Genomic DNA, 23130 nt, shown 5'->3' on the forward strand with positions numbered 1-23130 from the left:
AGAATCCCTTTTGCAGGGGAAAATAGCTTTCGCCGTGATCGGTTCTGCGAACATCGGGTGAACTACACGAGACCGCCGCACATGCCACCATCCCCAAGAGGTATCTAAAAAAATGCTTCACCGATAGTAGGTTTTTCTTTAATCCCGGCACACCTTTGAACGTAAATAGTCACAAAGTTATTTTTTCTGGAGCACTAAAACTATGGCGTTAAAAACGTTCGTGAAAGTAGGCAACATCACCAACCTTAGCGATGCCCGCTATTGCGCCGGGATGGGCGTTGATTTGCTGGGTTTTAGCGTGGTGGAAGGACAACCCCAGTTTATTGAATCGAAACTTTTCCAGGAAATTCGCGGCTGGGTGACGGGGCCTTCTGTGGTAGCCGAAATCTATGGCCTGCAACACGCGTCCGACCTCGACAAGATTCTCGAAAATTATAAGCCCGATTATCTCGAAATGGGTGCTGCCGAGCTGGCCCTGTTTGACTCCCTGCCCCTTCCCTTTATTGTATCGGTGCGCGAAAACGACGAATTGCCCAACCTACCCCTGCATCCCTCCTACGTGATTCAGCACGGACAAAACGTGAACCCGTCTGCATACCCTACGCTGCTGGTTCTTGAATCAAAAGAGGATCTGAATGTGCTTCTCGACAATCCGCATGTGAAGGGCGTCGTGCTGAATGGGACCGCTGAAATCAAACCCGGTCTGAAAGATTTCGAAGCCATGGCCGACATTCTGGAGCAACTGGAAGTAGACTGACCGTTTTGCCAAACAGCCCTTGGGCGAAAAATCGTATTACGCTCTCAACCTTTCATTTCCCGCCGAAGGCTATCCAGCGCTTTGGAGATGATGTTATATACCGAATCAACCTGTAGCTCCATAATGGACGCGATGTCGGCGTAGTTGAGGTTGTTGTAGAATTTCAGAAAGAGGGCCTCGCGTTGGCGTCGTGTGAGCTTCTGGAGGTTGCGCTTCAGTTTCTCGGAGCGTTCGTTCTCGGCTTCTTCCTGCACCAGCGTGTGTTCGAACGGCAATGTGATTTCGAAACTGGGGTGAGGATTGGCATCCAGGGAAAGCAAAAACCGGCGGCGCCAGGTCAGCTTTTTTTGCAGCAGCCGCCGAAACGACTTGAAGAGATAGGAGCTGATGGAATAAACATCGGGCAGGGTTTTGCGTTTAGCCCAGAAGGACGAGAACAATTCCTGCAGGCAATCGAGCACCAGGTCGCGGTCGCTGCAATAGTGCATGCCGTAGTTGAAAAGCTTGGGCGTGTATTTGTTGTAAAGCACCGAAAACGCGAGCTCATTATCCTTCCGGAAGTTTTGCCAGAGATAATGATCATCCAAAGTCAACCCCTTGGCGGGGGCTCCTGAAGCCTGTAGTTCTTTTAACGTTTCGGTGTGTGCGTTAACAAACATTCGCTGAGCCTATGTGGATTTTAGAATAGGTGAATGTACACTTAATTTCTCTTACAAACGATTGAAACTATTTAAAAATTGATATTTCACGGTTTTGATAGCAGCTTCCATCCTCACTATACCCCACATCTTATGGCCCGGGCATCATACGAAATCATTCAATTGCTGAGGCGCACCGCGCAGGCACTACAGCAAAGCAACACCTATCAATGGGGCCATATGGGGTCGTGCAACTGCGGCTTTCTGGCGCAGGAAGTGACACACCTTCGCAAGGATGAAATTCACCGCCGCGCCATGCAGCGTCACGGCGACTGGAGCGAACAGCTCAATGACTATTGCCCGGCAAGCGGTCTGCCCATGGACACGGTGATTGACGACATGCTGATGCAAGGGTTCGACACCGACGATCTGAAACACCTCGAGCGACTTTCGGATGGCAACGTTTTGCACCGCCTACCCGTGGCAGAAAGAAACCTTCATCATAATTTGAAACCCGATGTGGTAAAGTATCTCAACACATGGGCCGATCTTCTGGAAGACCAACTGGCCGCGATCGCGCCGCGAATTGAACAACAACGCGCCGGGCAAGCTGTGCGCCGGCTTACTACACAGGAAGCCGAGCTAACGGTCTAGCGTATTTTTTCGAGGGGAAGGCGATAGTGAATGCAGTCTTTCACCTTGTCGCGTTGATTCACAAACCTGAACCAGCCCGGCAGCCGCGCTTCCTCGATGAGGCCGCTCTTTTCCAGCACACGCGCCGATGCGATGTTGTCTGCATCTACAAAACTCTGAATGCGATACACGCCGTATTGGTCCCGAAGCAACGGCATCATGGCGCGGCACACTTCGGTGGCATAGCCGTTGCCCCATTGGGTGGGGCTGAAAATGTAGCCGAACTGCAACTTGCCCTCTTCATTTATAACGCCAAAGCTGCCGATGAGCCGACGGCTTTCCCTTAGCCGAATGGAAAACGAATAGTCAGTGCCTACATTCCAGGCGGTCACCGCATAGCGCAGATACGACTCGGTGTCGGCCATGGTGCGATGGGTGGGCCAGGAGATGAATTGGGTGGCTTCTTGCTTGCTGGCGTAGGCGTAGAAAATTTCTTCTGCGTCTTCGTACCTTAGCCGCTGAACCGACAGGCGATCTGTGAAAAAATGCTCAGGCAAGTCCAGTCGAACCATGCGTTAAAGAAACATGAAATGGGGAAAGACAGCAATATCGTTCATCAGTATTTCAGGAAAGAATTTGAAGGCATGACCATCCTGGTGAAGGTGAACCCGATATTGTGGAAGGGAACCGAACTCACCCTGCTCCCCTCCGGTGCGGTGGAACGTCGCGATCTGGATTTCGATGCGGAGGTGCTGGAAGATCTGAAAGTGGACGGATTTGAAGACGGCAGCGCCCTGGAGTTCAATTTATATCTCTCAGGCTTAGCGGGATAACAGCCTTCTGTGGGAATTTTATGGGGCGAGTTGTCAATTATCCATTGATGCTCGTATCTTTGCACCGGCAAATCGGCACGACCAGCTCCTGCTGAATCCCCCAGGACCGGAAGGTAGCAAGGGTAGGTGGTTGTAGCGGTGCGATGTTCGGTTTGCCATTTTTTTGTTTTTTCCCCTCTTTGCCCGGCGTTTCCCGAAAGCCGATTTTTTCGACAGAGATTTCTTAAATCATGCTTACCTTTAAGCCATAATTAACAAACGTGGCCACCGCATGGGCCCTCACCATAGGGCGGACCGGGAATCACGAAACCGTAAAAAACCATTTATACGCATGAAATTTTTCATTGACACCGCAAATCTTAACGAAATCAAGGAAGCCTACGACCTCGGCGTGTTGGACGGCGTAACCACCAATCCTTCGCTGATGGCGAGAGAAGGTATTTCGGGCACGGAGAACGTTCGCAATCACTACAAAGCCATCTGCAAAATTGTGGATGACAATGTGAGCGCGGAAGTTATCGCCACCGATTTTGACAACATCATGAAGGAGGGCCGTGAACTGGCGAAGATCGACGATAAGATTGTTGTGAAAATACCCATGATTAAAGAAGGCGTGAAAGCCATCAAGAAATTCAGCGCCGATGGTATCCGTACCAACTGCACACTGATTTTCTCGGCAGGCCAGGCGCTCATGGCAGCCAAAGCCGGCGCTTCTTACGTGTCTCCCTTCATCGGCCGTTTGGATGATGTTGGACAGGACGGTATGGAGCTGATCGCGCAGATCGTGAACATCTACAACAACTACGGCTACGAAACGCAAATTCTGGCGGCTTCGGTACGTCACACCATCCACTTGCTGCAATGCGCAGAGTTGGGTGCCGATGTGGCAACTTGCCCCCTCAACGTAATCACTGCCTTGCTGAACCATCCGCTCACGGATGCCGGTCTGGCAAAATTCCTCGCCGACCACAAGAAGGCCAATGGCTAGATGAATCAGCGCATGGAAGCGGTTTCGTAAAACAAATCGCCTCCATGCGCGTTTCAATTTTGTGACTACCGAAATGTTCTCTACCGACCCCGTCGTACGCGTTAAGGACGCGAGCATCTTCCAGGACCACAACACGGTGCTGGGAAACATTTCCTTTAATATTGAGAAGGGAGAATTTGTCTACCTCGTAGGCCGCACCGGCTCGGGTAAATCTTCACTGCTGAAAACATTGTATGCCGACCTCACCCTCCGACTGGGCGACATCGATGTGTGCGGGTTTAATATCCGCGGCATTAAGGCCGGCGAAATTCCCCTACTTCGCCGAAAACTCGGCATCATCTTCCAGGACTTCCAGCTTTTCAACGATCGCTCCGTGGGCGAAAACCTCATGTTTGTGATGAAAGCCACCGGCTGGCGCGACAATGTGAAAATGCGCGCACGTGCATCGGAAGTGCTCATGCAAGTGGGCCTTGGTTCGGTTGAAAAGAAAATGCCCCATCAACTTTCGGGCGGCGAACAACAACGCGTGGTGATTGCCCGTGCCCTGTTGAACGAACCCCAAATATTGCTTGCCGATGAACCCACCGGTAATCTTGACCCCGAAGTGTCGGCCGGTATCATGAAGATCTTCCAACAGATCAATAAAACAGGTACCGCCGTGCTGATGGCGACACACAGCTATGGCCTCATCAAAAAATTTCCTGCGCGCGTGTTAAAGTGCGAAGAGGGTAAAGTGATGGATTCGGCCGAAGCACACTTTGAGATGTCGACCGAGTATTGACAGGTCAGTCTCATCGATAAATCCATGCGGGCACTCCCCCATTTTAGATCAACAATTTTTTTGCAGCCTCGTTTTTGTTGGGACTTGACTCCTTTCCGGGTGGTCGACGGTACATTATACGTGCTTTGACCCCGTACATACCCCGACGATGACCTGCACATGACCTACCTAACCAAGGGTGTTTCAAGGGACTTTCTAGGATGTTACTAAGATGTTGGAGAGGTCTGGATATTTGGCACTTTGGCGCGTGCGGATGCGATTTCATGAAGATCGCTATTAACGGGTGCATCTCAAAGCCAACACCTGAAATTTATTGAACGTGCGTGCATGAGGAATTGAGAGCTAACTTTTGTGGGCCAACCGCATTTGACTGCGACTAAAAGACGAAGAGGCCGCCCACAAGGCGGCCTCTTCGTCTTTTATTTCGCAACGTCATGGCCACCCGCCTGTGGAGCCCCTGACGTTTCAGATTTATTTTAATTCATACGTGATCTCCATCAATTTCACCACCTCACCTGTGCGGTTCTTGATTGGCGAGAAGCTGGAACGCACGGTTATGATTTCGCCCTTGCGATTCATGCGTTTGAAGGTTCCTTTCTTGGGGTAGCCTGCCGCAAGATCCTTCCAGAACTGACGGTAGTCGTCGCTGGCTTTATCTTCTTTGGTCGCGAAGATGCGGTGGTGTTCTCCCATCACATCGTCTTGCGTGTAGCCGAAGAGTTCGAGGAAGTTGCTGTTCACTTTCGTGATGGAGCCGTCTATGCTGTAGTCGGCAACCGACAGGGAGCCGTGAATGGCCGACAGGGTGCTGTCGGTTTCGGATTGGCTGCGTTGCATTTCTTCCTGTGTCGCCTGGAGTTCTTCCATGTTCTGGCGCATCTCTTCTTCCTGAGCACGCATTTGTTCGGTCATCTCCTGCGATTCTTCCAACAGGCGCTGTGTGCGCGCGTTGATTTTTACCGACGAAATGGTCGACGCTATGCTTTCGGCTATCTTCTGCACGAATTCCATTTCGAAATCCTGGAAGAGGTTGAAGGAGGCTATTTCCACCACACCAAAAATCTGGTCGTTCACCTTCAGCGGCACGATGAGCACGCTGGTAGGATTTGAGTCGCCAAGACCTGAGGTGATCTTAATATAGTTCTGCGGCACTTCCGTGAGGTACACGAGGTCGCCTTCCTGCCAGGCCTGACCGGCAAGGCCTTCGCCGCGGTAGATCTTTTGGTTCAGGAATTTCTTTTTGTCCCAGGCATAGCATGCCTTCATCGACATGGTGGGTTCTTCGTTTTCGTCGGCGTCGTCAATGATGTAGAGTGCGCCCTGGTTGGCTTTGAGGTATTTCACCAGGTTACCCACAATCTCGTCGGCGAGTTTGTTGAGGTCGTTGGTGTTGGTGCGCAGGATCTCTCCGAACTTCGCCATGCCTTCGGTGGCCCAGTTGCGTTTCTTATCGTCGTCGGCAACTTTCGAAAGGTTGTCGCGCATGTTGATGAGGGCGTTGCCCAGCACGTCGTGCTCGCTCAACGGTTTGAATTCCGTTTGGTAATTTCCATTACCGATATTTTCTGCAAAGAGGCTTGTGCCTTTCAAACCCGTCACGAGGTTGTCCATGGCCACGGCCATGTCTCCAATTTCGTCGTTGGTGAATTGGGCTTGTTTCTCTTCCACCAGTTCGCCACGTCCCAGTTTCACCACCACGTTCTTGAGGAAGTTGACGGGCTTGGTGATGGCCCTTCGGAGGAAGAATGCGCTGAAGAGGCCTATGAGAATAATACTTGTCCCGAGAAAGAGGGTGTAGTTTCTAAGGCTTTTGATGGAGTCTTTAATTTCATTATCCGAACGCACGGTCACCTCGGTTTGTTTGGCGGCCACGCGGTTGAGGAGCGTGATGAGTTTGGTTGTGCGCGGGATCACCTGGCTTTCGATGGCATCTTCTGCCAAAAGCTTGGTGAGTGGATCTTCATAGTTTTCGAACGACTGCAGGTTGGCCATGATGGATTCCTTTTGCACGTTCAGCAGTGTATCGAAACTCAGGAACACCGTGTCCATCCAGCGTTTCTGACTGTCGCTTTCCCAGGTGGCCATCAGTTTGGTGAGTTCGCCTTTCAGTGCGGGATAGTCGTAGTCCTGCAGTTGGCGCAACGCGTTTTTATCTTCCTGGTTGGTTTGCAGGTAGACCCAGTTGGTGACGAGCATTTTTGAGCGGGTCACCATCAGGATAAAATCTTTGATGCCTGACTGCGAGGGGCGGTATACATTACTTGAGCTATTCACAACGCTATCGATGACGTTCCCTTTCCAAATAACGATTAGCACGTTCACGATGAACAGGGCTATTAAAATAAGAAAACCAGCCAGTATTTTATTACCGATGGTTAAACGAAGACTCTTCTTCTTCTTTTGTGTCTCTTCCATAAGTTGTGTTAGATCAATATCGCGAGGCGGGATAATTCATTGCTGACCTTGAGGCCTTGTTTGTTGGCGGCGGCCTGGTTCAATTCGAACGCCAATTTACCGTCTTTCACGATAAAATTGATGTTGCTCCCCTTGGCTCCCAGTCCCGGCTCTTCAGTGACCACCAGTATGGATTGTGCATTGACCTTGTCCATCACCTCGGTGATTTGCGCCGATTTGTCGGCGGGTACAAAAAGCATGTTGCACTTTTTGATTTCGGATGGGCTTTTGATTCGTGTGACCTTGATGGTGCGGTCGCCGACTTTTTTGGCTTGGGCCAATGCTTTCAATTCGTTGACGATCGGCGAATCGCCCAGTACCATAATTTCAAAATCGCCCTGGTTGTAGGCATCCGGCCATTGCACGTAGCGGGTAAAGCTATAGATGAACACGGAATGCATCTTGTAATTCTGGGCCAACGCGGAAAGAGAACTCATGGCCAGAAAAAGCACGATAAAGGGGACTTTTTTCATGATCGGTAATAATACTGTTTCTTTGAAGAGCATGCAAAAATATACCCGTCCTTGTCGTAAAATGTGTGAAAAATCATGCTTTTCTGACATCGGGTAAGGATTGCTCCTGTTTCGCAGTTTTCTCCCTTTGCCGTGTTCAGCAGATTTGGGATGGATGTTCTTTGCTCCCTCCTAAACCTGCATCCCTGCCCGAATTTAATTATTCCCCGCGGTTGCGTCTCATGCGTCGCATCGATTTTTTATTAACGGCAAAACCGTAACTTTTAGAATCCATCTTAATACCCCAATACTATGTGTCGATTAATGGCCTATCTGGGCACGCCCATCGTCATTGACAAGCTGCTGTATCAACCCAAAAACTCTCTCGTCAACCAAAGCATCAACGCCAAAGAACTGGAAGAGCCTCTCAATGGCGACGGCTTTGGCATTGGCTGGTATGTGCCGGAGGTCTATTCGGAACCCGTCACGTTTGTGTCGGTGAGCCCGGCGTGGAGCAACCGAAACCTGCGCAACCTGGCCCCCAAGATCAAGACCGATTGTTTTGTGGCGCATGTGCGGGCCGCCAGCGTGGGCGAAGTGTCCGAGTCTAACTGCCATCCCTTCCAATACAAAAACATTCTCATGATGCACAACGGCGGCGTGGAGGACTTTCAACGCATCAAACGAAAACTGCGTGAGCCGCTGAGCGATGAACTATACACCTGGATCAAGGGGCAAACCGACTCCGAGCACCTCTTCGCCTGGTTCCTCAACTATCTTTTTGATCACCACAAAACCATTGACCCCGAAGCCGTCATCGATGCCTTTGAGCACTTGTTTGTTGAGCTGAAGAAACTTATGAGTGACAACGGCATTAACGAACCTGCCTATCTCAACATGGTGGTGACCAATGGGCTGTTCACGGTGGGCACGCGCTACATTACATCCTCCGAAGATCCGCCACTTACCCTGTATCACTCCGAAGGAAGCCGCTATGTTGTGGAAGACGGCGTGTCGCAGCTGGTGGCACCCGAGGACGACGACCACGCGGTGTTGGTGGTCTCCGAAAAACTAACCGACGACACCTCGTGGACACTCGTGCCGGAGAATCATTTTGTGGTGGTGGACTCCACGCTCACGGTGCGCATCATACCTATCCGGGCATAGGCGAATTTTAATTTTACGACACCCGATTTATCCTTAGTTTCGCAAAAAAAATTCTGTGCAATACGATGTAATCATAGTGGGCGGTGGCGCAGTTGGTCTGGCTACAGCACTCCAACTGAAAAGCAGCACACCGGCGCTGAAGGTGGTGGTGGTGGAGAAAGAGACCGTGGTCGCAAACCATCAGACAGGCAATAACAGCAACGTTATTCACTCGGGCATCTACTACAAACCCGGCAGCCTCAAGGCCACCAATTGCATCCGTGGCTATCACCTGCTCATCGACTTCTGTCGCACGCACAGCATACCCTTTGAGCTGTGTGGAAAAGTGATTGTGGCCACCGACGAAACAGAACTTCCCTATCTCAAAAACATATTCGAACGTGGCCAGCAAAACGGGCTGCAAAACCTGAAGATGCTAAACGCGGGCGAGCTTAAAGAGCATGAGCCCCACGTGGCCGGCATTGCGGGCATACACGTTCCTCAAACCGGCATCGTGGACTACCGCGTGGTGGCCGAAAAATATGCCGAGGTGTTCCAGCAACTGGGCGGCGTGTTGCGTCTGGGTGAAAAAGTGATCGACATCCAACTGGGCTCTGACAAGGCGGTGGTGGTGACCCAAAAAGAAAGCTATACGGGCAAGCTGGTGGTGAATTGCGCCGGACTTTATTCTGACAAGATCGCGAAGCTGACGGCACCCAATATTGATGTGAAGATTATTCCTTTTCGAGGCGAATATTACAAGCTGAAGAAAGAAAAAGAATACCTGGTGAAGACGCTCATCTATCCGGTGCCCGATCCAAACTTCCCGTTCCTGGGGGTTCACTTCACCACCATGCCGGGTGGCGGCGTGGAGTGCGGACCGAATGCCGTGCTCGCGTTCGCGCGCGAAGGCTATAAGAAATCGAACGTGAACCTGGCTGAGTTGGGCGAAACGTTGGCCTGGCCCGGGTTCCGGAAAATTGTTTCGAAGTACTGGCGCACGGGGCTCGGTGAAATGCACCGCTCCTACTCGAAAGCCGCGTTTACCAAAGCCCTTCAAAAGCTGATGCCCGACATACGCGAGGAGGATCTTATGGAAGGCGGCGCCGGAGTTCGGGCTCAGGCCTGCGACCGCACGGGCGGGCTACTGGACGATTTTCTTATCGTGGAAGGCAAACAGGTGATTAATGTTTGCAACGCTCCCTCCCCAGCTGCAACATCGTCGCTGGCGATTGGTGAAACCGTGGCTACCTGGGCGAAGAGCAGGTTTTGATTAGATCCGTTAAAATTTAACGCCGTTGTAGAGATCGTTGGTTTGTATTTCGATGTCAAGGCTGTTGAGTTTGACCACGACACCCAGTTCGTTGATTTCGCTGAGAAGCCAGTCGCCATCGGGCTGTTTCACATATTTCAAAATTCCAAAGTCATAGGACGATACCGTCCAGTATTCCTTCAGTGTTGAGATGGATCTGTAGAGGGTGAATTTTCCGCCTGTATCATAATCGCGCGTAGACGGGGATAGCACTTCTGCCACAAAACTGGGATTCAACATGGTGTCGAAGTTGCTGTCGAGCAATTCGATTTCGCCGCAGACCACTGAGATATCGGGGTAGGTCAATAATGAATTGGCGGGAATATGCAGGCGCATATCGCTGCCAAAGGGTCTGTAGGATTTGTTCTTTAGCAAGATACTCAGGGCTACAAGGAAATTCGTCGTTATGACGTTGTGATTGAACGATGCTCCGGACATTGCAAAGATCTCGCCTTTGTAGAACTCGCTCTTCACCGAGGCTTTCCGCTCAGCTTCCAGGTATTCTGACTGTGTAAATTTTCGTTTAGTTTCTACACTCATGCCCTTCCGTATTTATTAAACAAAGCAACTGGTGCTACGAATTTAGCATTTTTGGCACGTTCACACAATTCACAAAAAAAGCCGCGAGGACATCGCGGCTTCTGTTGATCTGTTCTTTTCCTTACCGACTAAGGTGTTTTTACTTTGTCGAAAACGAACAAAAGTTTTACGTTCACTTGCTGGAAATATTTATCCAGCTCTTCTTCGTGTGCCTCTGCCCAGGCGTTTGTTAACGTATCGGTGACTGCATCGGGCAGCAAAGAATACGTTTCAGGTTTTGAAAGCGTCATGGCATCGGCTGTAATTTCGCCTTCCACGGTAAATTCCTCATCGTCGAAATCGGTGTCGTCAGTCTTCATCGATATTTTGCTCGATTCATGCGTCCATTTTCCGGTCTCGGAAAAATCCGGATTGATGTAGACGGCAAAATTGCGTGTGTAGGTGTTGTCGCTCTTGAATGTGAACGTCACTCCTTCTTCGTAGCTGCCCAAATAATAGTACGTAAACGGAGTACCTTCAAAATTCGAAAAATTGGCTGGGAGATCCGTCAATCGGTATACATCTCTCTTCCACGTGCCTACAAGCGAATCAACGGGCGCAGGATCATCATCCTTGTTACACGACCCGAAAACCAGCGGTAACCCCATTGCTAATACCAATCCCCAGTAAAAACTTTTTTTCATAGCGCTTCTTTTAAATGATACGTAAGCTAATGTACTCAAAATTTTTACAATTTCCCGCACGCAATGTTCATCCTAATCTTTCGGCGCATTTCAATCCGTTGAGGAACCAGGGAATCGCCCCTATTTTTAAAGTTTCTGCGGTTGGACGGCCCTTGTAAGCAGCGTGGTCGGCCTTATTCGTGTTTCAGACTGTCGACGGGATTTCTTCGCGACGTGAAAACAATTTTCACACTCACGGTCAACAACGCAAGCGCCAGCATGCCTGCCAGCGGCACCGCGAAAAACCAAACGGTGAGTGGGATCCGAAATGCGTAGCTCTCCATCCAATGCCGAATGCCAACGTATAGAAAGGGTGCCGTGAGTAGGTTGGCCAACAGGATGCGCCATACGAGATCGCGCGAAAAGAGTTGGACGAGGCTGGCCATCGATGCGCCCAGCACTTTGCGTATGCCGATTTCTTTTGTGCGTTGTGCTACGGCACACGAAGTCATTCCATACAGTCCCAGGCACGCGATGAAAACAGCCAGGGCCGATAGCACTGCCGCGATAGTTGCAAAACGTTTGTCGGATTGATATTGTGCGTTGAAATAGTGGTCGAGGAAAAAATGATTGAAGGGTCGATCCGGAAAATGGCGCTTCCAGATTGTTTCTACGTTGCCCACGGCTTCCGACAAATCGGTCGCTTCAAGTTGCAGTGCATAATACGAAAGTGCGCGGGGCTGAAGGATGAAATACAGCGGCTCAAAATTTTCTTTGAGTGAAAGCTGGTGATAGGAGTTGACTACACCCACAATTTCATAGTCGGCACCCCAATAGGTTTGAAGATGTTGGTGCACGGCCGATGCGGGATCTTTGAACCCCAGTCGTGCCACGGCCTCTTCGTTTAACAGCACGGCGCGCTTGCCCTCGTTGCCACGGTCGGTAGAAAAGTCAGGTGAAAAATTTCGGCCGGCAATGAGGCGAACGCCCAGTGTTTTCAGGAAATCATAGTCCACGCCAACGGCCTTTAGTCGAATGGCTTTTTCGGGATCGACCGAGGGTGCTTTAAACTCCGAGCCCCAGTTCACGCTTTCTCCGGGCAGGTGCGATAGTGTAGCCACATTCGCGACCGATGAGGTTCCGCGAAGTGCTTCCTTAAACCCCTCCGCTTGCCGGGCATAGGCTTCATCCATCATAAAACCTCCGGCCGAGTCTGACCAGATTTCTGCGTCGAAGTTGAAGGCTTTGACCACCAGCAGGCGATCGGTGGTGAATCCCAACGCCCGTGTGCGCATAAAGGTGAGTTGCTCGCTCGACACGAGCGTGACGACAATCAAAATGAGGGCTGATGAAAACTGAAACACAACCAGAAATTTGCGCAGCGAAACATTAACCTTCGCTCCCTTTCCCTTCAGTGCCGAGACAGGATAAAACGACGCGATCACATAGGCGGGATAGGCCCCCGAAATCAATGTGCTGATGCCAAAGAAACACAGCAGTGCCAGCAACACCTTGCCATCAACCCAAACCAACGCACCGGAGGGCAAATGCACAAGGGCTGCAATGGTGGGGAAAGCCAGGGCCACAATGCCCACCGCCACGGTCATCGACAACGCGTTGAACACGGCGGCCTCCGTAAGAACCTGCCACCACAACCCCATACGCGATGCCCCCATGACCTTGCGTATACCCACGGCTTTGATTTTCTCGATGGCCACGGCGGTGGACAGGTTAATGTAGTTGATCCAGGCAATGGCGAGGATGATGATGGCCAGGAAACAGAGTACATACACTTCAACACTGTTTCCATTCACACCCAGTTCGTATTGGAGGTGTGAGTGAAGGTGAATGTCGCGCAACGGCTGGAGCAAAAACGTGCTGGTTTGTCCATAGTCGTCTTTCTTTGCTTTCAATCCATTTCTCTCGCGCGCGAGGCGGTTGAGTTTTGTTTCGAGCGCCCGGGGATCGGCACCGTTGCTGAGCACAGCATACAGCTGCCCACCCCAGACCCAGAAGTCGGTGTTGATTTGTTTGATCTTGGGTTTGCCGGTCCAGTGAAGCAGAAGGTCGAATGTGAAATGTGAATTCGGTGGCACATCCTCCACAACACCCGTGATGGTGAAGCGCCTTTTCTCCTCACCGTCGTCGGTGGTCAGAATTTTTCCCATGGCATCGCCCCCGAAATATTTCCGGGCCAGGGTTTCTGAAACCACGGCCGTGTAGTCTTCTGCAAACACTTTATGGGGAGCCCCATGCATCAAGGGGAAAGAGAACACGTCAAAAAAATGTTCGTCTGCGGCAAACGCTTCAAACGATTCAAGAGGTTTCAGCGTCTTCTCCTCGTCTTCATAGCGCACAAACAATCCATCGGGTTTCATGCCATAGATCGACGTCGCTGTTTTCACTTCCGGGAAATCGCTCTGCAGTGCGGTGCGAATTCCGTCGTAAGTGTTTGTCTCCTGCGAAATCACATCACCTTGCAACATCACCTTCGTGGCGACACGGTAGGTCTGGTCGGCATGCTCATGAAAGTTATCATAACTAAGTTCAAACCTCACATACGCCAGAATGAGAATGGCTACAGCAAGACCAACGGAAAGTCCCAGAACGTGGATCGTCGACGTGACCTTATCTCTTATGATGCTTCGACCGGCCAGCGCAAAATAATTCTTCAGCCATTGCCACCCCATCAACCATTGTGCGCGGAGGCCAAACTTGTTTCTCAGGATAATTTCCGGCCTGAAGAACCGGATCACCATCCACCGTAGCCGCCGTCTTGCCCGACGTTCACCGAGCGTCTCCACGTCTGTGATATACTGTTCGTGGATGTCGCCTTCGATGCCTTCGTAGAGCGCTGGAGGGCAAAACCATTTCAGCAGACGCATCCAAAAACGAATGCGGTGTTCCGCGTGGGCTAAATCGGGTTGATGTTTCTGTGCAGGCATGTCTATTCGCGATGAGCGTTATTCGTATTTCAGTGTATCGGCCGGATTGATCCTTGCAGCTTTCAGGGCGTGATAGCTTACCGCTGCCAACGCTACCAAAAGTCCTATGGCCATGCTGCCCACAAACAATGGCCATTGCAGTGTGATGTGAAACTGGAAATTGTTAAGCCACCGGTTCATCGCGTAGGTTGACAAGGGCACGGCGATGACGAACGCCAGCAACGCAAGCCACACATACTGCCGGTTCAGTAAAATGAAAATGGTTTTCATGTCGGCACCCATCACTTTGCGTATGCCGATTTCCTTTGTGCGGTTCAGCGCGTTGATGCCCGCGAGACCAAACAGCCCGAGGCATGAGATGAGTATGGCAAACGCTGTTGAGAATCCCATGATGTTCATCCATCGCGCATAGGCGGCGTATTGTTTCGCTACGTTCTCGTCAAGAAACGAATATTCAAAGGGCTTGTCGGGTGCCACCGCGGCAAAATCTTTTTGGAGTTGATCGAGGGTGAGGTCCATATCCTGGGGTGCCACTTTCACCAGTATCTTATCCGCACGTCCATTGTTCTTGTCGATAGAGAAAAACATAGGTTTTATAGTTTCCTCCAGGGATAGAAAATGGAAGTCCTTCACCACGCCGATCACTTGGGCGCCCTTTGACGTTGGGTCGGACGCATGAAAGTTGAGGTATTGACCGATGGGGTCTTTCCATTTCATGTCGCGCACCAGGGCCTCGTTGACAACAATTGTGTTGACTGTGTCGGCCGGCATGTCGGGAGAAAACCCACGGCCCTGCACCACCGGTATGTTTAACATTTGCAGGTAGTAGGGATCAATGGTGTAGCCGTATATGGCCTTGTTTTCGCCTTTCACCGCGTAGCCGAAAATCATATACTCGAATCCGGCAAATGGGTTGTCTGTTGCCGAAACCATGCTCACTGAAGGATGTTGCAAAGCGCGCGCACGGAAATTGTCTACCACCCGCGCGCTGTTTTCGTCCCATCCGGCCTGGGTTGGGATGATCACTACCTGATGCTGATTATACCCCAGGTCTTTGGTTGTGATGAATTCCATTTGCCGGTACATGATCACCGAGCTGATGATGAGAAACGACGACAGCACAAACTGCATCACAACAAGCGGTCGCGAAAAGCCCGCCGTGAGCCGTGATGTGAATTGCCCTTTCAATACCTGCGCCGGTTTGAAGCGCGACAAGTAGAAGGCCGGATAACTGCCTGCCACAAGTCCCACCAGCAGCGCAAAGCCGAGGGCCACGGCAATAAACATCGCCAGATCACGGGCGCCCAGATGCACAGCTTTTCCCGTAAACGAATTGAATGCCGGCAACGCCAGCACGACCATGGCCAGGCCGATGATCATGGAGAGGAAGGCCAGCAGTATCGACTCTACACCAAACTGATAGACCAATTGTTTTTGAAACGCTCCCATCGATTTGCGAATACCAACTTCCATGCGCCGCTTGGCCGACGAGGTGAGCGCAAGCGATATGTAGTTGATGCAGGCGATGCACAGAATGAGCAACGCCACGCCGCTCAAAATCCAGGAATATTGTGCGTCGCTCACGTTGTCCCAGGCGATGGCTTTCTCGAGGTGAATGTCCGTGATTTTTGTAAATCCCATTTCATAGACCGGAACATCGGCCGACAATTTTTCCTGTTCGCGCCATTTCACCATTTCGTCGCCCAGGTATTTTTCGGTGATCTTCTCTATGCTGGCGCGGAACGCTTGCGCATTGGCGTTGGCTTGCAATTGCACAAAAGTGGGGAAGCCCTGATTGATCCAGTGCTCCAGGTTGTAAGGATTGTAAGCGCCCCAGCTTTGCATTGGTAGCAATACACCAAACTGCAGGCTTGAATTTGCCGGCGGTTCCTGCACGATGCCCATGACGGTGAAAGGTTTTGTGCCTACCAACAACGTTTGTCCGAGCACGTCTTCACGACCAAAATATTTTCGGGCCAACGCGGGTGTGAGCACGACTTCATCGGGTGTTGAAAAGAGTTTAGCGGCGTTGCCTTCCTGTAGTGGAAACGAAAACATGGAAAAGAAGTCGGCATCCACATAGGCGATTGCTTCATTAAAAATCTTGTCATCGTGTTTCAGCAAGGCACGGCTTTGGCAAAAGTGGGTAGCATACTGAACGCCGGGCACTTCCGATTTCAATGCAGGGGCCAGCCCCAGCGACATGTGCGCCATTTCGAAATAGGGACTTTTCGATTCTCCTTCGCGATGGCCCCGATACACATTTGCTTTCATCCGAAAGAGGCGATCCTTGTTTTCATGAAACTGATCGAAGCTGCGCTCGTCGTTGATGAACAAATAAATGAGCAGGCAAAATGCGATGCCGGTGCTGAGCCCAAAGGCGTTGATGAATGAATAGGCTTTGCGCCTGGAAATGTTGCGCGTCGCTACGGTGAAATAGTTTCTAACCATAATCATAGACATAAAGGATAGCGTGAACCTGTTTCTCAAAATGATGCCGGGGCGGAAAAAACCGAGCGCGCGTCGTCTCAATTGCCAACGGGCTTTTCGTTCGCCCAGGGCAACCACGTCGGCGTCAAACGCTTCGAGCAGATCGCCTTCAATGCCTTCGTATAAATGCGCAGGACAAATCCACTTCACAAAGCGAAGGGCCAATCGCGGTGGATGGTTTGATGTTTCCATGCTTAGCGCCCTCCTATAAATTTTAGTTGAGGCACCAGCTTCCACAAATCCATGCGCGCGTCTTTCATGGCACGCAGCATGGCCACGCCGGCGTTGGTGATGGTGAAGATGCGCTTGCGCCGCCCTCCCCTGGCGTTGGTGGCGCCACCCATTTTCGATTTGATCAGTCCTTTATCTTCCAGCCGATAAAGTGTGACGTGCACCGCGCTCAGGTTCGATTCGCGACCCATGCGCTCCTTGATTTCGTTCACGATGGCATTGCCATAGGCTTCCTCCTGAAGGATTCCCACCATGGTCAACACCAGTTCTTCAAATTCGCCGAGGTATTCCTTGCCCATTTGTATATATTTTGTAAAACTAATTTACGCGGTTGATTTTGATTTGTTACTATTTTGTCAAAGATATTTTCAAAAAAAAACCGGACAAGCGGCTTTTCAGTCTGTGAAATCAGCCTGGATGTTTTTCTATGTAATGGAAGGAAGAGAAATTTTACCTGAAGGGATCAGGCTTCTTCGGTTTTGGGAAGTTCGCTTGCGGCGGGCAAGTTTTGCCGGCGTGTGCCTCCATACAGTTCATACTCCAGCAAACGACAGTCAATTTTTGCGGTATAGAATTCGATGCGTCGCGATGCTTTCAGTCCGATCTTTTTAGCGAGATCCAAATTGCCGGTGAATATATAGCCGAGGTAGCCCTGACATTTCTTTTTCATGAAGTCGCCGATGCGCGAATAGGTGTCTTCCAGTTCGGCAATCTCGCCAAGGCGTTCGCCATATTCGGGATTGAAATAGATCACTCCGGGTTGACCTTCGGGCAATGTGGTTTGTTCAAAGTCGCATACCTCGAATTGAATGAGGTCTTCCACGCCTGCGATGCCGGCGTTCACTTTCGATATCGTCACGGCATCGTCGCTGATGTCGGAAGCAATCACTTTCAGGCCGGGCACTTCCTGCACTTGTTCCTGTATGGTCTTCAGTTCTTTGTCATAGAAATCTTGTTCGAAGCCCAACACGTGCATGAACGAATAGTTGGAGCGGTACAAGCCCGGGGCACGGCGCGTGGCCAGCAGGGCGGCTTCGATGGCAACGGTGCCCGAACCACACATGGGATTTACAAACGTCGAGGTCCGGTCCCACTTCGAGGCCATGATGGTGGCCGCGGCCAGGGCCTCCAGCATCGGGGCCTTGCCGGGGATTTTGCGGTAGCCGTGTTTGGCCAGGGTTTCGCCCGAGGTATCGAGGAATATTTCGGCGCGGTCGTCTTTCCAATATAAATGGATCACGGCGCCGGTCAGTTCCGAACCCGAGTCGGGGCGTTGGCCGGTTTCCTGGCGCATGCGATCCACGATGGCGTCTTTCACCTTCACGTTCACAAACATGCTGTTGTTGATGGTGGGGTGATCTACGTTGCTGGTCACGGAGAAGTAGCCATCCTTAGCCAGGATCTTTTCCCAGGGCATTCCCGTGAGCACGCGGTAGAGCACGTCGGGATGGTTGACTTTGAATTCCTTTAACGAATAGTGTATCTGACTGGCACACCGCACGTTGAGGTTGAGGCGGATGCAATCCAGCACGGTGCCTTCCAGCTCCACGCCCGTCTGAAACGTGCGCACAGGGTTAAAGCCAAGGTCCACCACCTCGCGTTCGAGGTAGGGCGACAGGCGTTTGTTGCACGTGAGGATGATGCGGCTGGGTGTGGTAAAGATCTTCATGGTAAATGCCGGCAAACATAGCCATACTTTTCCAAGAGTTTCGAAGCCGCCACAGGTTCTTTTCGATTGGGCGTGCTTTTCGGGGAAGCTGCGCTGGGCGCCGCGTTCACACATGAAGAATTTAAAATAATCCCTCCCAATCCAGCAAAATGCTTTGTATTTTTGCGGCTCAAATTCCCGATTACACTCCATGATTTTATTCTTCCGTTCGAAGGCCAACACTCTCTACGCGGTTGGTGTGGCACAGCCTTTGCAAAAAACTGACGTTGAGAAACTTACCTGGTTATTCGGGGAAGCTCAACCCCTCTCCGACACAGCGCTTGAGGGCTTTTTTGTAGGACCCCGCAAAGAGATGATCACCCCCTGGAGCACCAATGCCGTGGAGATCACCCAAACCATGGGCATCGCGGGCATTCAGCGCATCGAAGAATTTTTTGCCGTGAAGGGTGCCGATGCCGTCTATGACCGCATGCTTCAGGTGCTATACACCACCCTAAACCAAGACATCTTCACCATCCACCACACCCCCGAGCCCATTCTGGAGGTTGATGACATCGCGGCCTACAGCTCGCGCGAAGGCCTGGCCCTGAACAAGGAAGAAATTGAATACCTCGAAAACGTGAGCCGCGAGCTGGGTCGCAAACTCACCGACAGCGAAGTGTTTGGCTTTTCGCAAGTGAACTCCGAACACTGCCGTCATAAAATATTCAACGGCACGTTCATTATCGACGGCGAAGAAAAACAATCCACGCTGTTTCAACTCATCAAAAAAACTTCGAAGGAGAATCCGAACTATCTCATCTCCGCCTACAAAGACAATGTGGCCTTCATCAAAGGTCCGCGTATCGAACAGTTTGCGCCGGGCCGTCAGGATGTGGCTGATTATTTTAAGATACAGGACATTGATTCGGTCATTTCCGTGAAGGCGGAAACGCATAACTTCCCCACCACCGTGGAGCCTTTCAACGGGGCAGCTACCGGATCGGGCGGCGAAATCCGCGACCGACTGGCCGGTGGCAAAGGGTCTTTGCCATTAGCAGGGACTGCGGTCTACATCACATCCTATCCACGCCTCGAAGGCGATCGTCCCTGGGAAAAAACATTTGAAGCCCGTCCGTGGCTCTATCAAACCCCCGAAGAAATTCTCATCAAGGCTTCCGACGGCGCGTCGGACTTTGGAAACAAATTCGGACAGCCCCTCATTGGAGGAAGCGTGTTGACTTTCGAACACTTTGAAGGCGACAAAAAATTCGGCTTCGACAAAGTGATCATGATGGCCGGTGGCATTGGCTATGGCAAAGAAAAAGACAGCCAGAAAGAACACCTCAAACCCGGCGACAAGATTGTGTTGCTGGGTGGCGACAACTATCGTATCGGCATGGGCGGCGGCGCAGTGTCGTCGGTGGCTACAGGTGAATATGGAAACGCCATTGAGCTGAATGCCATACAGCGCTCCAATCCTGAAATGCAAAAGCGTGTGATGAATGCCATCCGCGCCATGGTGGAGTCGGACATTAACCCCATCGTTTCCATTCACGATCACGGCGCTGGCGGGCACCTGAACTGTCTTTCGGAATTGCTGGAAGAAACCGGTGGTGCTATCCACATCGACAAGTTGCCCGTCGGCGACCCTACCCTTTCCGACAAGGAAGTGATCAGCAACGAATCGCAGGAACGCATGGGCCTGGCCATAAAAGCCGCCGATGTGGAAACACTCAGAACCGTGTCGGCCCGCGAGCGCGCGCCGTTCTATGAAGTGGGTGAAGCCACCGGCAAACACGAGCTGGTGTTCGACAAAAAAGGACAGACCCACAGCCCGTTCGATCTGAAGGTGAATCACCTCTTCGGATCGTCGCCCAAGACCATCCTTCACGACACAACCCAGCCCACCACGTACCGGCCAGTGGCCTACGACAAGGCGAAGATCAAAGACTATATCAACCACGTGCTTCAATTGGAAGCGGTGGCGTGCAAAGACTGGCTCACCAACAAGGTGGACCGTTCGGTTACAGGTCGCGTGGCTACGCAACAAACCTGTGGTCCCTTGCAATTGCCCCTCAACAATGTGGCCGTGATGGCCCTCGATTTCCTCGGCAACAAAGGCATTGCCACGGCCATCGGCCATGCGCCCGGCGCGGCGCTGATCGACCCGGCGGCAGGCAGTGTGCTGGCCATTGCCGAGTCGCTCACCAACCTGGTGTGGACGCCGCTCACGCACGGCCTGAAAGGTGTGTCGCTGAGCGCGAACTGGATGTGGCCTTCGAAAAACAAAGGAGAAGACGCGCGTCTGTATGCCGCGGTGAAAGCCGTGAGCGATTTCAGCATCGCGTTGGGTATCAACATTCCCACGGGCAAAGACTCGTTGTCGATGACACAGAAATATCCGAAAGGCGAAGTGGTCTATGCTCCCGGCACAGTCATTATCTCGGCGGTCGGCGAAGCCGAAAATATCACGAAGACGGTGTCGCCTGCGCTGGAGCCTCGCATCGGATCAAAACTTCTCTACATCAATCTTTCGAACGACAGCCTGAAACTTGGTGGCAGCAGCCTGGCACAGGTGTTGAGCGTGTTGGGCAACGAAACGCCTACGGTGACGGATGCAGCCTATTTTGCAAAAGCGTTTGAGGCCCTGCAACAACTGATCCGCCAAGGCCAGGTGTTGGCAGGCCACGACATTTCCGAAGGTGGTTTAATCACCGCCTTGCTTGAAATGTGTTTTGCCGTGCCCGGTATCGGTTTGAGTTTGAATGTGGATGCATTGGGCAGCGACCTTGTGAAAGTTCTCTTCTCCGAAAATCCCGGTGTAGTGTTGCAAGTGACAGATGAGGCCGCGGTGGCCAGTCTGAAATCGGCAGGTGTAGCCTATCAGGTGCTGGGTGACGTAACGTCCCAGCGCACAGTGTCCATCCTCCACCAAAACGAAACGTTAACCCTCGCTGTAGACGAGCTGCGCGACACGTGGTTCAAAACGTCTTACCTGCTCGACCGTCGTCAGCGTCCTGCGGCACATGCCGAAAAGCGTTTCAAGAATTATAAGAACAACGTTCTTTCCTATACACTGCAGCCCAAATTTGACGGGCAGTTTGCCACCTATGGCATCGACCCTTCGCGAAGAACAGCGTCGGGCCACAAGGCGGCGATTATCCGCGAGAAAGGTGTGAACGGCGATCGCGAGATGGCCTATGCGCTATACCTCGCCGGCTTCGACGTGAAAGATGTTCACATGACCGACCTGGTGTCGGGTCGCGAAGATCTTTCGGATGTGAACATGATTGTGTTTGTGGGCGGATTTTCCAACTCGGATGTGCTGGGTTCGGCCAAAGGCTGGGCGGGTGCATTCCTCTACAACCCCAAAGCCAAACAAGCGCTCGACAAATTCTATGCACGCCCCGACACACTCAGCCTTGGCGTTTGCAACGGCTGCCAGCTGATGATGGAGTTGGGACTGCTGTATCCGGAATGGAAAGATCATCCCAAAATGCATCACAACGGTTCGGGCAAATTCGAGTCGGCCTTTATTTCGGTCACGATCCCGGCAAACGACTCGGTGATGTTGAGCAGTCTGCGCGGTGCCACGCTGGGTGTGTGGCTCGCACACGGCGAAGGGCAGTTCCGATTGCCAAACGATCACACCAAATTCAGCGTAGCGGCCACCTATACCGGCACTGAATATCCAGCCAATCCCAACGATTCTGATTTCGCGGTCGCGGCATTGTATTCAAAAGACGGCCGTCACCTGGCCATCATGCCGCACATCGAACGCTCGTTGTTCCCCTGGAACTGGGGATTTTATCCTTCCGACCGGAAGAGCGACAAGGTGTCTCCCTGGATTGAGCCGTTTGTCAACGCTCTGGAGTGGGTTAAAAAACATTCTTAGATTTTCTCAACAAAGGTTCTGTCCGCCTGTTGTTCTGATGTTTGAATACCCTTATATTCAACTTCACAACAACAGGTGGACCTATGAAGAAGCTTTATCCCTCCCTCTATTTCTTTTCACTGGTTTTACTAGCCTCATGCCTCGGCTACAAAGAACTACCGGTGGAGTATGACTACAGCTACAAAGGCAATTTCAAAAAATATAAAACGTTCGACATCATGAAGCCTGCCGGCCCGGCAGACTCGAGCATGACCAACGATGTGATTGAGAAATCGATTGTGGCGCGGATGAAATTTCTGGGCTACCGCCAAAACTCCAACAAGCCTCACCTGATTATCGGATTCAAAATGTTTGACGACAGCCTCCGATTCAATGGCTATAACCAGCCCGAAATTGAAGAGTGGGTGAAAACGCAAAACGACAATGTGGATTACGATCCTCAGAAATTTGCCCTCAACACCGGCACCCTCCTGATCCAGTTTTACGACCGCCGGCAGAACCGGTCCATCTGGCAGGGCTATGCCACAACTCAGTACGGTTCAATCGATTTCAATAACAGCCGGCACCTGCGAAACGCCGTCATTTCCATCCTGGATAAATACCGTTTCTGGGCCGAAGGATTCATGGAAGGCGCCACGGCCACGGCCGAGGAAAAAGACCTCTAATTTTTTTGCCAGACGTTCCGATTTCTGGAAAATAATTCTACATTTGCAATCCCAAAA

Annotated in this window: 19 protein-coding genes; 9 read left to right on the forward strand and 10 right to left on the reverse strand. The window is 51.5% G+C overall.

Annotated elements, in window-relative coordinates; all coding sequences use genetic code 11:
- Positions 1-202: 202 nt before the first annotated feature.
- Positions 203-757 carry a beta/alpha barrel domain-containing protein gene (locus JI741_RS26985; RefSeq protein ID WP_202014928.1) on the forward strand — a complete coding sequence of 185 codons (555 nt, stop codon included), beginning with the start codon at positions 203-205 and terminating at the stop codon, positions 755-757.
- A 44-nt stretch (positions 758-801) separates the two neighbouring features.
- Here the strand turns inward: JI741_RS26985 and JI741_RS26990 are convergent, their stop codons facing one another.
- Positions 802-1416, reverse strand: coding sequence for an RNA polymerase sigma factor (locus tag JI741_RS26990; RefSeq protein ID WP_202014930.1), 615 nt, complete (start codon positions 1414-1416; stop codon positions 802-804).
- Positions 1417-1548: 132 nt separating this feature from the next.
- On the opposite strand from JI741_RS26990, the gene JI741_RS26995 reads away from it, so the two are divergent.
- Positions 1549-2049: a hypothetical protein gene (locus tag JI741_RS26995; protein WP_236676295.1), complete on the forward strand. Its 501-nt coding sequence runs from the start codon at positions 1549-1551 to the stop codon at positions 2047-2049.
- On the opposite strand, the gene JI741_RS27000 is transcribed toward JI741_RS26995, so the two are convergent.
- The gene (locus JI741_RS27000) at positions 2046-2600 is read right to left on the reverse strand and encodes a GNAT family N-acetyltransferase (protein WP_202014932.1); all 555 of its coding nucleotides are present in this window, start codon (positions 2598-2600) and stop codon (positions 2046-2048) included. The genes JI741_RS26995 and JI741_RS27000 overlap by 4 nt on opposite strands.
- Positions 2601-2618: 18 nt before the next feature.
- Between JI741_RS27000 and JI741_RS27005 the strand changes: the two genes are divergently transcribed.
- The 3 genes from JI741_RS27005 (at position 2619) to JI741_RS27015 (ending at position 4630) form a co-directional block, all read left to right on the forward strand.
- Positions 2619-2861 (forward strand): hypothetical protein, encoded by a 243-nt coding sequence (locus JI741_RS27005; protein WP_202014934.1) that lies wholly within the window; start codon positions 2619-2621, stop codon positions 2859-2861.
- A 331-nt stretch (positions 2862-3192) separates the two neighbouring features.
- The gene (fsa, locus tag JI741_RS27010) at positions 3193-3849 is read left to right on the forward strand and encodes a fructose-6-phosphate aldolase (RefSeq protein WP_202014936.1); all 657 of its coding nucleotides are present in this window, start codon (positions 3193-3195) and stop codon (positions 3847-3849) included.
- Between the two features lie 73 nt (positions 3850-3922).
- Positions 3923-4630, forward strand: a complete 708-nt coding sequence (locus tag JI741_RS27015; protein WP_202015167.1) for a cell division ATP-binding protein FtsE — start codon at positions 3923-3925, stop codon at positions 4628-4630.
- 471 nt (positions 4631-5101) lie between these two features.
- Here the strand turns inward: JI741_RS27015 and JI741_RS27020 are convergent, their stop codons facing one another.
- A complete protein-coding gene (locus JI741_RS27020) occupies positions 5102-7045 on the reverse strand; it encodes a GAF domain-containing protein (RefSeq protein ID WP_202014938.1) in 1944 nt (647 codons plus the stop codon).
- Positions 7046-7053: 8 nt separating this feature from the next.
- Positions 7054-7557, reverse strand: coding sequence for a YfiR family protein (locus JI741_RS27025; RefSeq protein ID WP_202014940.1), 504 nt, complete (start codon positions 7555-7557; stop codon positions 7054-7056).
- Between the two features lie 291 nt (positions 7558-7848).
- Between JI741_RS27025 and JI741_RS27030 the strand changes: the two genes are divergently transcribed.
- Positions 7849-8703, forward strand: coding sequence for a class II glutamine amidotransferase (locus tag JI741_RS27030; RefSeq protein ID WP_202014943.1), 855 nt, complete (start codon positions 7849-7851; stop codon positions 8701-8703).
- Positions 8704-8758: 55 nt separating this feature from the next.
- The gene (gene lhgD / locus JI741_RS27035; RefSeq protein WP_202014945.1) at positions 8759-9955 is read left to right on the forward strand and encodes an L-2-hydroxyglutarate dehydrogenase; all 1197 of its coding nucleotides are present in this window, start codon (positions 8759-8761) and stop codon (positions 9953-9955) included.
- A 9-nt stretch (positions 9956-9964) separates the two neighbouring features.
- Here lhgD and JI741_RS27040 read toward each other — a convergent pair whose 3' ends face one another.
- From JI741_RS27040 to JI741_RS27065, 6 genes are all read right to left on the reverse strand, one after another.
- The gene (locus JI741_RS27040; RefSeq protein ID WP_202014947.1) at positions 9965-10534 is read right to left on the reverse strand and encodes a Uma2 family endonuclease; all 570 of its coding nucleotides are present in this window, start codon (positions 10532-10534) and stop codon (positions 9965-9967) included.
- Between the two features lie 128 nt (positions 10535-10662).
- Positions 10663-11217, reverse strand: a complete 555-nt coding sequence (locus JI741_RS27045; protein ID WP_202014949.1) for a hypothetical protein — start codon at positions 11215-11217, stop codon at positions 10663-10665.
- A 173-nt stretch (positions 11218-11390) separates the two neighbouring features.
- Positions 11391-14081, reverse strand: a complete 2691-nt coding sequence (locus tag JI741_RS27050; protein WP_202014951.1) for an ABC transporter permease — start codon at positions 14079-14081, stop codon at positions 11391-11393.
- A 78-nt stretch (positions 14082-14159) separates the two neighbouring features.
- A complete protein-coding gene (locus JI741_RS27055) occupies positions 14160-16823 on the reverse strand; it encodes an ABC transporter permease (RefSeq protein WP_202014953.1) in 2664 nt (887 codons plus the stop codon).
- A 2-nt stretch (positions 16824-16825) separates the two neighbouring features.
- A complete protein-coding gene (locus JI741_RS27060; RefSeq protein WP_202014956.1) occupies positions 16826-17161 on the reverse strand; it encodes a PadR family transcriptional regulator in 336 nt (111 codons plus the stop codon).
- Positions 17162-17325: 164 nt separating this feature from the next.
- Positions 17326-18531, reverse strand: coding sequence for a THUMP domain-containing class I SAM-dependent RNA methyltransferase (locus tag JI741_RS27065; protein ID WP_202014958.1), 1206 nt, complete (start codon positions 18529-18531; stop codon positions 17326-17328).
- Between the two features lie 190 nt (positions 18532-18721).
- Here JI741_RS27065 and purL point away from each other — a divergent pair, with 190 nt between their 5' ends.
- A complete protein-coding gene (gene purL, locus JI741_RS27070) occupies positions 18722-22408 on the forward strand; it encodes a phosphoribosylformylglycinamidine synthase (RefSeq protein ID WP_202014960.1) in 3687 nt (1228 codons plus the stop codon).
- Between the two features lie 83 nt (positions 22409-22491).
- On the forward strand, positions 22492-23073 hold the full coding sequence (locus JI741_RS27075; protein WP_202014962.1) for a DUF4136 domain-containing protein: 582 nt from the start codon (positions 22492-22494) through the stop codon (positions 23071-23073).
- The last annotated feature ends 57 nt before the right edge of the window (positions 23074-23130 follow it).

Origin of the sequence: Chryseolinea lacunae (genome assembly GCF_016735595.1) — a bacterium.
Lineage (GTDB): Bacteria > Bacteroidota > Bacteroidia > Cytophagales > Cyclobacteriaceae > Chryseolinea > Chryseolinea lacunae.

Excerpts from the sequence above, each read along its gene's own strand:
- JI741_RS27025 (WP_202014940.1), bottom strand. The coding sequence starts at position 7,557 with ATGAAAAAAGTCCCCTTTATCGTGCTTTTTCTGGCCATGAGTTCTCTT.
- JI741_RS26985 (WP_202014928.1), top strand. The coding sequence starts at position 203 with ATGGCGTTAAAAACGTTCGTGAAAGTAGGCAACATCACCAACCTTAGC.
- fsa (WP_202014936.1), top strand. The coding sequence starts at position 3,193 with ATGAAATTTTTCATTGACACCGCAAATCTTAACGAAATCAAGGAAGCC.
- JI741_RS27040 (WP_202014947.1), bottom strand. The coding sequence starts at position 10,534 with ATGAGTGTAGAAACTAAACGAAAATTTACACAGTCAGAATACCTGGAA.
- JI741_RS27005 (WP_202014934.1), top strand. The coding sequence starts at position 2,619 with ATGGGGAAAGACAGCAATATCGTTCATCAGTATTTCAGGAAAGAATTT.
- JI741_RS27055 (WP_202014953.1), bottom strand. The coding sequence starts at position 16,823 with ATGGAAACATCAAACCATCCACCGCGATTGGCCCTTCGCTTTGTGAAG.
- JI741_RS27045 (WP_202014949.1), bottom strand. The coding sequence starts at position 11,217 with ATGAAAAAAAGTTTTTACTGGGGATTGGTATTAGCAATGGGGTTACCG.
- purL (WP_202014960.1), top strand. The coding sequence starts at position 18,722 with ATGATTTTATTCTTCCGTTCGAAGGCCAACACTCTCTACGCGGTTGGT.
- JI741_RS27065 (WP_202014958.1), bottom strand. The coding sequence starts at position 18,531 with ATGAAGATCTTTACCACACCCAGCCGCATCATCCTCACGTGCAACAAA.
- JI741_RS27075 (WP_202014962.1), top strand. The coding sequence starts at position 22,492 with ATGAAGAAGCTTTATCCCTCCCTCTATTTCTTTTCACTGGTTTTACTA.
- JI741_RS27015 (WP_202015167.1), top strand. The coding sequence starts at position 3,923 with ATGTTCTCTACCGACCCCGTCGTACGCGTTAAGGACGCGAGCATCTTC.
- JI741_RS27020 (WP_202014938.1), bottom strand. The coding sequence starts at position 7,045 with ATGGAAGAGACACAAAAGAAGAAGAAGAGTCTTCGTTTAACCATCGGT.
- JI741_RS27030 (WP_202014943.1), top strand. The coding sequence starts at position 7,849 with ATGTGTCGATTAATGGCCTATCTGGGCACGCCCATCGTCATTGACAAG.
- JI741_RS27000 (WP_202014932.1), bottom strand. The coding sequence starts at position 2,600 with ATGGTTCGACTGGACTTGCCTGAGCATTTTTTCACAGATCGCCTGTCG.
- JI741_RS27060 (WP_202014956.1), bottom strand. The coding sequence starts at position 17,161 with ATGGGCAAGGAATACCTCGGCGAATTTGAAGAACTGGTGTTGACCATG.
- JI741_RS26990 (WP_202014930.1), bottom strand. The coding sequence starts at position 1,416 with ATGTTTGTTAACGCACACACCGAAACGTTAAAAGAACTACAGGCTTCA.
- JI741_RS27050 (WP_202014951.1), bottom strand. The coding sequence starts at position 14,081 with ATGCGTCTGCTGAAATGGTTTTGCCCTCCAGCGCTCTACGAAGGCATC.
- JI741_RS26995 (WP_236676295.1), top strand. The coding sequence starts at position 1,549 with ATGGCCCGGGCATCATACGAAATCATTCAATTGCTGAGGCGCACCGCG.